Source organism: Phocaeicola sp., from assembly GCF_048170425.1.
Taxonomy (GTDB): Bacteria; Bacteroidota; Bacteroidia; order Bacteroidales; family Bacteroidaceae; genus Phocaeicola.
Genome location: NZ_DBEXBB010000251.1, coordinates 1 through 10226, shown reverse-complemented (window position 1 = coordinate 10226; position 10226 = coordinate 1). Strand labels below are relative to the sequence as shown.

The window sequence follows — 10226 nt, the reverse complement described above, 5'->3', positions numbered from 1 at the left end:
AAAATTAATCTCTTTATAGCCCTACCCACAAAAAGAATTCTCCGAATTAGACTTTTACATTATTTTTCTAGACTATTTTATATGCTTCATTCGTATATTTTAAACATCTTTGTAAAGATTCTAAAGATACCTATACATATGAAAATCCTACTCAGCCTCATTCTCAGCCTATCAATTCACTTATATGGATATGCCATACTGCCTACACAGTTTCATTTTCGACATTATAACATAGAAAACGGTATCTCCTCTAACAACATTTCATCTATACTTCAAGATCAAAAAGGATTTATCTGGATAGGTACAGACAATGGGCTAAGCCGATTTGACGGAAACCAATTTACTTTCTATCAAAAAAGCAATCCGCTTTATGCTAATTTACGTGCAAATTCCATCAATACCATCTGTGAAACAAATACCAATGAACTATGGATAGGAACAGAAAACGGAGTATACATTTACAACCAGGTCTTAGATACATTTACTCCGTTCAAGAAAAAGGCAAGCAATAATATTAAAATACAATCTTGGATAAACCATATTATTCAAGATAAAGAAAAAAACATCTGGATTGCTACACGTAAACAAGGTCTTTTTAAATATAATAGACAAACCGACAAACTAACGCAATTCGAAATACCAGAAAACGAAAATACTATTATCCGTTTATTAAATGATGAACAAAACAATATTTGGGCATCAGGTCCTTATCAGCTTTGCCATCTAAATAAGGTAACCAACAAATTCGAAATATACCATATTGAAAATGCACCTAATGGGGTTTATTCCATCGCTCTATGGGAAGATAGTTCACATCACATATGGATTGGAACCTGGGAAAAAGGAATATGGAAATTAAACACCCAGACTAGAGAAGTGGAAAAATACCTGACACCAGAAAAAGGAAAAAGTATATTACATATCCATTCCATCATTGAATATTCTCCCGAAATCTTTTTTATTGGTTCTGACGATGGACTTACTATCTTCAATCCAATTACACAAGAGAGTTACCTCTACAACCAATATGGAGAAGGAAACAACTCTTTGTCTGACAAATTCATTTATCCCATGTTGAAAGACCGAGAAGGAGGTGTATGGATGGGCACATATTATAACGGAGTAAATTATCTTCCTCCTTACTGTGGACAATTTAATGGCTATTCTGGTTCAGACAATATCCCTTATTTCAATAGTCAAATAATCAGCCGCTTTTGTGAAGATGAAAATGGAAACATCTGGATTGCATCCGATGACTCAGGTTTAAGCTGTTTCAATCCCTCCACGAGACAATTTGTAGACTTTATCGGAAGAAAAGCACTGAAAAAAAATAACCAACATTCACTCTGTGCCATAAATGACCAATTATGGATAGGTACATACAGTGACGGGATACAAGTGCTAAATACGCAATCTGGAAGCATCAAGAACTATAATACCACCAACGGACTTGATGAGAACAGCATCTATTCTATTTTCAAAGACAGCAAGGGAAGAATCTGGACTGGTTCCATGAGTGGTCTCTGTTTATATAATCCACAAGCTGAACATTTTACTCATATCAAAAACTTAGATGCTCTGATTATCGCAATCATAGAAGATTCGAAAAAGAATCTATGGATAGCCACTCAAGGAGAAGGAGTACTCCAATACTCCCCCGAACAAAATACATGGAAAACTTACAATAAAGAAAAAGGTATTAATTGCCTCAACATCAACCATCTGTGTATTAACAGAGATTATCAAATCTGGGCTGCGACCAATGAGGGATTGTACCTATACAATCCTCTTAAAGATACATTTGAATACCAACCGCTTAAAATCCCCAATGAATGTATCAATGCCATTCTGGAAGGAGAAGACTGTCTGTGGCTCACCACGGCCAAAGGGCTCGTCAAATATACTCCATCCACGCATGCCACGCAAATCTTTACCAAAAGCGACGGCTTACAAAGCGAAGCATTCATCATGGCCTCCGCACTGAAAACCCGCAACGGTGAATTTTATATCGGAAGTATCAACGGTTTCAATACGTTCTATCCTCATCTTCTAAAGCTGAATACACAAAAGCCCAATGTAGTATTGACCGGACTGGAGATTTTTAACCAAAAAATTGAGACTCAGGAAGACGGAATATTGCCAGAAGCCATTGACCATCTGAAAGAAATCCATCTGTCGTACAAAGATAATGTTGTCACACTAATTTACGCAGCATTAAGTTACTGCACTCCACAGAAAAACCAGTATGCCTACATCTTAGAAGGATTTGACAAAAAATGGAATTATGTGGGTTCACAGCATAGCACAACCTACACCAACCTTCCGGCAGGTACGTACACATTCAGGGTGAAAGCGTCCAACAATGACAATATATGGAACGAAGAGGGCACCTCCATCCGCATCATCGTGCATCCGCCTTTCTATCTTTCCCTGCCTTTCAAAATTGGTTACGTGCTGCTATTCCTTCTTGCCTTGGGACTGTTGTTACGCTACGTCATACAACGCAGTGAAAAGAAACATGCCAAAGCCATTGACGAACTGAATAGTAAAAAGGAAATAGAAATCCACGAGGCTAAGATTAATTTCTTTACCATGATTGCGCATGAGATACGTACACCGGTATCACTTATCATCGGACCGTTGGAGAAAATCATGCAATCAACTCATATTCCTGCCAACGAACGGCAGGAACTGGAGATTATTGACCGTAACAGCCAACGGCTGCTGTACTTGGTAAACCAGTTACTGGATTTCCGGAAAGTGGAACAGAAAGAAATGCGGATGAAGTTCACTTCGCAATCCATCAAAGAATTGATGCAGGCCGTATGTGAACGTTTCTCACCGACATTACAACAAAATGGAGTCAGCTTCTCCGTGACTTACCCCAATGAGCATTTTCATGCGGATGTAGATAAAGAAGCGATTACCAAAGTACTGAGCAACCTGCTGACCAACGCCAATAAATATACGGAAAGCAGGATTGAAGTCCGGTTTCAGGAACATCCCGAAAAACAAGCCTTCTCCATCGAGGTGAAAGACAATGGAAAAGGAATGAACGAGGAAGAACTGAAAAAGATTTTCAAGCCTTTCTATCAGGCTTCAGAAAACAAGCCGGGTACTGGTATCGGGCTCAGTATCGTAAAAGGGATAGTGGAAGCGCACCATGGACAGGTCAATGTAACTTCCCAGCCAGGACGTGGGTCTTCGTTCATTATCACTCTTCCTCAAAGACAGGAAAGGCAGTCAGTTGAAGAAGAAGAAAATCAGGCGGGCAATCCGCTTCCGGAGGATATTAATGACACGGCTGTCACATCGCAAAAAGTGCTCCCCATCATGCTGATTGTAGACGACAATGAAGACATGCTGCACTTCCTTTCTTCTCACTTCCAGACCAGCTATACCATTGTGACGGCTGTAGATGGGGTGGATGCGCTCCACAAGTTAAAGGAACAGGAAGTGGCTCTGATTATCAGCGACTGGATGATGCCGAACATGAATGGAATTGATTTGTGTAAAGCTGTACGAAACAACCAACTGACCAGTCACATTCCGTTTATACTGCTTACGGCAAAGACCGATACGGAAGCCAAGATTACGAGTATGAATTGTGGAGCGGATGCCTACATCGAGAAACCCTTCTCATTGCAATACTTAGAGGCGTGCATCAAAAACCTGTTGGAACTGCGTTTGCAGTTACGGCAAAAGTTCTCACAAATGCCGACGGTTTCCATCAATTCCATTGCGGCCAATCAGAGCGATAAGGTGTTCCTGGAAAAAATGAATCACCTGATTGAAGAGAACCTGAACAACGAAGAACTGTCGGTCGACTTCTTAGCCGAGAAACTGTGTATCAGCCGTTCCGGATTATTTGTAAAAATCAAAGGACTGGCCAACACGACACCGAATGAAATGATTCAGATTATCCGACTGAAGAAAGCAGCTTCCCTCTTGCTGGAAAACCAGTACCGCATTAATGAAGTAAGCTACATGGTGGGATTCAATAATCCGTCTTATTTCAGCAAATGTTTCCAGAAACAGTTCGGAATGAAACCGGGAGAGTATATAGCCAGTCATGCACATAAAACAGAATGAAAATTTTGTGTATCTTTGCGTCACAAAGATTTGATTGAACCATGAAGTGTATAGAAATCACCCCACCGGCTGACATACAGACTTGTATTCAGTTGCCTTCTTCCAAAAGTATCTGCAACAGGGCACTTATCATCAATGCACTGGCGGCCAGTACATGCCGTCCGGAAAACCTGTCGGACTGCGATGATACGCGCGTGATGACAGAAGCATTGGCACACATGCCGGAAACGATTGACATCATGGCTGCCGGTACGGCCATGCGTTTTCTGACAGCTTATTTGTCCGTAACTCCCAGTACACATGTACTGACAGGAACTGAACGAATGAGACAACGCCCTATCAAGATTCTGGTGGACGCGCTAAAAAGTCTGGGAGCACAGATTGAATACACGGAAAATGAAGGCTACCCTCCTTTAAAGATTACAGGGAAGGCACTGGAAGGACATTCACTCTGTCTTCCGGGCAATGTCAGTTCACAATATATCTCGGCCTTGCTGATGATAGGACCGATGCTGGCCCACGGCTTGAACCTGAAACTGGAAGGAGAAATTATTTCACGTCCTTATATTAACCTGACGCTGAAAGTGATGAAAGATTTTGGCGCAAAAGCGGAATGGACATCCGACCATACTTTGCAGGTGGCTCCGCAGCCTTATCATCCTGTCCCCTACTATGTGGAAAGTGACTGGAGCGCAGCTTCTTACTGGTATGAAATCGTAGCACTATCCAAGCATGAAGCTGTCGTAACGCTTCCGGGATTGTTTGCACAGAGTCCGCAGGGGGATGCCAAAGTGGCTGAACTGTTTGAACAATTGGGTGTCTGCACGCAAAGAGCAGGAAACAGCGTGACACTGAAGAAAACACATCCGCATACCGACCGGATGGAATATAACTTTGTGAACCAGCCAGACCTGGCACAAACCTTCGTGGTGACTTGCGCCATGTTGGGAATACCGTTCCGTTTCTCCGGCCTGCAAAGTCTGAAAATCAAGGAAACTGACCGGATGGCTGCCTTAATGGCCGAAATGCGTAAATTAGGTTATGTACTGGAAGAGAGTGAAGGCTCTGTACTTTCATGGAACGGTACCCGATGTGTTCCGGATGAGTCACCCGCCATCGATACATATGAGGACCATCGCATGGCCATGGCGTTTGCACCGGCCGCTCTCTGCAACGGTACATTGCGCATCCGTAATCCGCACGTTGTATCCAAGTCTTATCCCCGGTTCTGGGATGATTTACTGACGGCAGGCTTTCGTATCACCCAACTTTAATCTGATTCATTATGTGGATTCTTGTCATTATTTTAATTGGAGTAGTCATTTTTGGACTGATAGCCGGATTCTTTTATAACCGCTCTATCCAGAAAAAAATAGAACGAGGGGAACTGAAGGAAGCCCCCGAAATAAAAACCGTGGACGAAGAATGCTGCGGACAGCATGAGATTTGTGAAAAAGAAAGTCTGCTGGCAGCTGTCAGCAAACAAATAGAATATTACGACGATGAGGAGCTGGACCGCTTCAAGGGACATCCATCGGATAACTACACGGAAAAGGAAATCAATGAGTTTCGGGAAATCATGTACACCATGAAGGAGGAAGAGGTAGCCGGATGGTGCCGCAGCTTGCAACTTCGCGGAATAGAAATTCCTGACGAACTGAAAGATGAAGTATTCCTGATTGTCGGAGAACGTCGTTTTCACTAACCAGCTATTGGCCAATGAATATAATAGAACTGTTTCAATATACTTTTTTCCAACATGCCCTGCTAGGAAGTCTGTTTGCCAGTATTGCCTGTGGAATTATCGGAACGTATATCGTAACCCGCAGGCTGGTGTTTATCAGCGGAGGGATTACGCATGCCTCTTTCGGGGGAATCGGTATCGGCTTGTATGCAGGCATCTCACCAATTTTAAGTGCGGCTGTATTCTCTGTGCTGTCAGCTTTTGGCGTGGAATGGCTCAGCAAGCGCAGTGATATGCGCGAAGATTCTGCCATTGCGGTGTTCTGGACGTTTGGTATGGCGGTAGGTATCATCTTCAGCTTTTTAGCTCCTGGATTCACCCCCGACCTATCGTCCTTTCTGTTCGGCAACATCCTGACTATTAATCGGAGTGACATTATGCTACTGGCTATCTTGAGCGTGGCACTCATTTTATTCTTTACGTTGTTTCTAAGACCTATCACGGCCATTGCTTTTGACCGGGAGTTTGCCCGTTCGCAACGTATCCCTGTGGCAGCTTTCGAGTACACGCTCATGGCTTTCATCGCTCTGACCATCGTAGCCTGCTTGCGCATGGTGGGCATCGTACTGGCTATTTCTTTGCTCACACTTCCGCAGATGACGGCCAATCTCTTTACCTATAGTTTTAAACGCATTATCTGGCTGTCGGTCGGTATCGGTTACGCAGGCTGTTTAGGAGGTCTGTTACTTTCCTACCAGCTTCGGGTTCCTTCCGGGGCAGCCATCATATTTATCTCAATTTTAATTTACGTAGGAGCCAAGTTGATTTGCATGCTACGCAAGAAAACGGCTCATTAAGAATATCGGAATCAAGTTAAAATCACAGTATTATGGAAATAAAAATCAACTCACTGGAAAATATCCACGAAGCTGCCAAAGAATTCATTGCAGCAATGGAAGACAACACGGTTTTCGCCTTTTATGGCAAGATGGGGGCCGGAAAGACTACATTCATCAAGGCCGTATGTGAAGAATTGGGCGTGACGGATGTCATCAACTCACCGACATTTGCCATTGTCAACGAATATCGTTCGGACGAGAATGGAGAACTGATTTATCACTTTGACTTCTACCGCATCAAAAAGCTGGAAGAAGTGTACGACATGGGATATGAAGACTATTTCTACAGTGGCGCGCTTTGCTTCATTGAATGGCCGGAACTGATTGAGGAACTGCTTCCCGGTAACGCAGTGAACGTGTACATTGAAGAAAAAGAAGACGGCACACGCATAGTCCGCTTCGATGAGAATAACGCATAAAAATGGGAATACACTATTTTATACAAGGGTTGTTTGTTCTAGTAGGGCTTTTGTCTGTATTGGCAGCTATCTGTAACTGGAACTGGTTTTTCACGGCACAGAACACGCAGTTCATCGTGAGAAACGTAGGACGAAAACAGGCGCGTTGGTTTTATGCCCTGATTGGCATATTGATGATGGGAACAGGAATCTTTTTCTTCCTGTCTATTCAGGGTACGGTGTAAAACAAACAGAGTTTTCAACAGCTTGTTAATAACTGTCGTCGGTTATTAACAGGCTGTTTTATTTTTCCACATCTCAAAAATCAAGAGATAACTGGCCGTCGCCCAGCAAATTGAAACTCATACGGTGATAGGGAGTCGTGCCGTAGGCAGCGATGGCAGCCCGGTGTTTTTTGGTGGGATAACCTTTGTTACCCTTCCAGTCATACACGGGATATTCTTCATGCAGACGGTTCATATAATCATCACGATAAGTCTTTGCCAGAATGGAAGCAGCGGCTATGGAAAGATATTTTCCGTCTCCTTTCACTATAGTGGTATGCGGAATTCCCGGATATGGATTGAAACGGTTTCCGTCAATCAGCAGATGCTGGGGAGTGACCTGCAACTGAGATATGGCTCTGTGCATGGCCAGAAAGGAGGCATTCAGTATATTTATCTTGTCAATTTCTTCGGGCGTCACTACGCCTACAGCCCAAGCTACGGCTTCTTTCTCTATTACGGTACGCAGTTCATAACGCTGTTTCTCCGTCAGTTTCTTAGAATCATTGAGCATTTCATTCCGAAATCCGGAAGGAAGAATGACAGCCGCGGCATAAACGGCTCCCGCCAGGCAACCACGACCTGCCTCATCGCAACCGGCTTCTATCCATTCTTTATGTAAATAGGGCAACAGCATATATGAATCATTCCATTTTTTTTCGGACTGCAAAGGTAGTGTTTTTTTCAAGTGTAGCCATTTATTTTCAGCAGAAGTTATCCCTATGTTATTCACTGATTATTCGTATCTTTGCCGCACTAAAAAGAGACTTATGGTACAGATTGATGACGTAATAGTAAGCCTGGATGTATTCCGGGAAAAATTTCTATGTGACTTGCACGCCTGCAAAGGAGAATGCTGCATTGAAGGAGACGCAGGGGCACCGGTAGAACTGGAAGAAGTAGAAAAACTGGAGGAAGTGTTGCCCGTAATTTGGGATGATCTGGCTCCGGAAGCTCAGGACGTAATCAACCGTCAAGGAGTGGTCTATACAGACGAGGAAGGTGATTTGGTGACTTCTATTGTCAACGGAAAAGATTGTGTGTTTACTTGCTACGATGAAAAAGGCTATTGTTATTGTGCCATAGAAAAAGCATACCGTGAAGGGAAATGCAATTTCTACAAGCCGGTTTCCTGTCATCTGTATCCGATACGCATAGGAGATTATGGCCCGTATAAAGCGGTCAATTATCACCGGTGGGACGTATGCAAGGCTGCTGTACTGCTGGGGAAAAAAGAAAACCTGCCGGTCTATAAGTTTCTGAAAGAACCGTTGATTCGAAAATTCGGAGCCGAATGGTATCAGGAACTGGAAAATGTAGCCAAAGAATTAGAGGCGCAACATCTGATTTAAAAGAATAAGAATCCCGCCACAGATAACTCTCACATGAGATTGCTGTGGCGGGATTTGTCGTGTCTTTATTTTGATTTTTCTACGCGTATTTTTTTCACCAGGCGCAAAGCATAATCTACGGTTTCTCCTGATTTCACGATTTGGGTGTTGTAGAAACAAAAAGTGGAATTAAAGTCATTGCACAGATAGCGACAATCATATTTATTGAAACGGTCTAACCCATTTTTCGACAACATATCGCTAAGTTCTATAATTGTGTCATCATACTGGTCACGGAATTCTTTGGCTTCTTCTGTAGTAAATGTTCTCCAGCCTGAAATTCCATCTTCCTCATAGGCTTCGCAAACTGATACGGCCTCCGCTTTTTTCAACAACCACTGCCGGGGAGAAACGAGTGTAGCCATCACTTCATTCGAGGAAAGAGGTTCTACTTTCCATACAAAAAAAGGTCCCCAAATGGTTTCTGATTCGGGTAATACCTCAGACACAATCACATCGGGGTCTCCATCGGTATCCTGCCCGTTGTCTTCATCCCCGCTCTCTCCCGAGCCTTCTTCTCCGTCAGGTGTATCCGGCTCTTCCCATGCTCCTTCTTCTGTCATATTCTCAAAGGGAAACTCTTCTGATACTTCTGGTGTCCAACCGGCTATCTGACTGTTGCCTTCCAAGGATATCTCTCCATCGCCCGTACTGACAAAACGATAAGGCTTTCCGGCTTCTAACGGATAATTGAAAAAACAGCCATACACCGTTTCTTCAGACGTGGTTCGAATATTCAATGAAAGATGAGTCTGCAGGCCTTTCGAGGGAAATACATATATCGGCCCGGCCTTCCATACTCCTTTTATCTTTTCACATGGCACGGAAGCAAACTGCCCATCATTGCTTAAAGTTCCTTCTAATGTTATTCCAGAACTGACAGGCGAAATACGGGCTTCTACCGAAATAGCTTCATCGGGTACTCCTCCAAAGGACAAGTATAAAGCTGCCACTGCATAAGAGAGGGATACGGATACTTTTACGTCATTCTGCAATTTGATTACATTTTTTCCTATTACCAGAGGCGTTTTGGCATGATTTCCCTCAGAAAAAGTCAGAAATTGTTTGGAATTCAATGCCATCGGAGGAAGATAGTCTCCCGAAGAAAAGCCAGATATAACCGAAAACACGTACTCTCCTTTCTGTATGGAAAGGGCAGGCCATTCCTGTTGGGCCAATACTTCCTCCTCCCAAGAAACCGCTCCCCGGGAATCAAAAAAATAAAGATGCAAGGGATACAACGAAGTGAACAGCTGGGCATTGGACAAGGTTACATCAACTCCGTACGGACCTGATGCATGGGTTTCTTCACTTTCTTCTACCTGATAAGAGCCGCATCCTGCTAAAAAGAATAAGCAGACCAGCATAACAAAAAACGATTGAGTCTGATAGCGCAATTCCATAGCCTTTTTCTTTTGAATAACGCAATCAGACTCAATCGTCTACCTTTACAACTCAATTATTTGCTGTTAAAAATA

Annotated in this window: 9 protein-coding genes; 7 read left to right on the top strand and 2 right to left on the bottom strand. The window is 43.1% G+C overall.

What is annotated here, in order from left to right; translation table 11 throughout:
* Nucleotides 1-138: 138 nt before the first annotated feature.
* The 6 genes from ACMJ0U_RS09950 to ACMJ0U_RS09925 are packed head-to-tail and all read left to right on the top strand — an operon-like array spanning nt 139 to nt 7318.
* The gene (locus ACMJ0U_RS09950; RefSeq protein WP_417129806.1) at nt 139-4092 is read left to right on the top strand and encodes a two-component regulator propeller domain-containing protein; all 3954 of its coding nucleotides are present in this window, start codon (nt 139-141) and stop codon (nt 4090-4092) included.
* Between the two features lie 41 nt (nt 4093-4133).
* Nucleotides 4134-5366, top strand: a complete 1233-nt coding sequence (locus tag ACMJ0U_RS09945) for a 3-phosphoshikimate 1-carboxyvinyltransferase (RefSeq protein WP_417129805.1) — start codon at nt 4134-4136, stop codon at nt 5364-5366.
* Nucleotides 5367-5377: 11 nt separating this feature from the next.
* Nucleotides 5378-5797, top strand: a complete 420-nt coding sequence (locus ACMJ0U_RS09940; RefSeq protein ID WP_417129804.1) for a phospholipase — start codon at nt 5378-5380, stop codon at nt 5795-5797.
* Between the two features lie 14 nt (nt 5798-5811).
* Nucleotides 5812-6633 carry a metal ABC transporter permease gene (locus tag ACMJ0U_RS09935; RefSeq protein WP_417129803.1) on the top strand — a complete coding sequence of 274 codons (822 nt, stop codon included), beginning with the start codon at nt 5812-5814 and terminating at the stop codon, nt 6631-6633.
* A gap of 32 nt (nt 6634-6665) precedes the next feature.
* Nucleotides 6666-7094 carry a tRNA (adenosine(37)-N6)-threonylcarbamoyltransferase complex ATPase subunit type 1 TsaE gene (tsaE, locus tag ACMJ0U_RS09930; RefSeq protein ID WP_417129802.1) on the top strand — a complete coding sequence of 143 codons (429 nt, stop codon included), beginning with the start codon at nt 6666-6668 and terminating at the stop codon, nt 7092-7094.
* Nucleotides 7095-7096: 2 nt separating this feature from the next.
* A complete protein-coding gene (locus tag ACMJ0U_RS09925; protein WP_022053998.1) occupies nt 7097-7318 on the top strand; it encodes an immunity 17 family protein in 222 nt (73 codons plus the stop codon).
* Between the two features lie 73 nt (nt 7319-7391).
* Here ACMJ0U_RS09925 and ACMJ0U_RS09920 read toward each other — a convergent pair whose 3' ends face one another.
* Complete coding sequence (locus ACMJ0U_RS09920; RefSeq protein WP_417129807.1) at nt 7392-7994, bottom strand: ribonuclease HII; 603 nt, start codon at nt 7992-7994, stop codon at nt 7392-7394.
* A 133-nt stretch (nt 7995-8127) separates the two neighbouring features.
* Between ACMJ0U_RS09920 and ACMJ0U_RS09915 the strand changes: the two genes are divergently transcribed.
* Nucleotides 8128-8709 (top strand): DUF3109 family protein, encoded by a 582-nt coding sequence (locus tag ACMJ0U_RS09915; RefSeq protein WP_417129801.1) that lies wholly within the window; start codon nt 8128-8130, stop codon nt 8707-8709.
* 65 nt (nt 8710-8774) lie between these two features.
* Here the strand turns inward: ACMJ0U_RS09915 and ACMJ0U_RS09910 are convergent, their stop codons facing one another.
* A complete protein-coding gene (locus ACMJ0U_RS09910) occupies nt 8775-10151 on the bottom strand; it encodes a hypothetical protein (RefSeq protein WP_417129800.1) in 1377 nt (458 codons plus the stop codon).
* Nucleotides 10152-10226 lie beyond the last annotated feature (75 nt).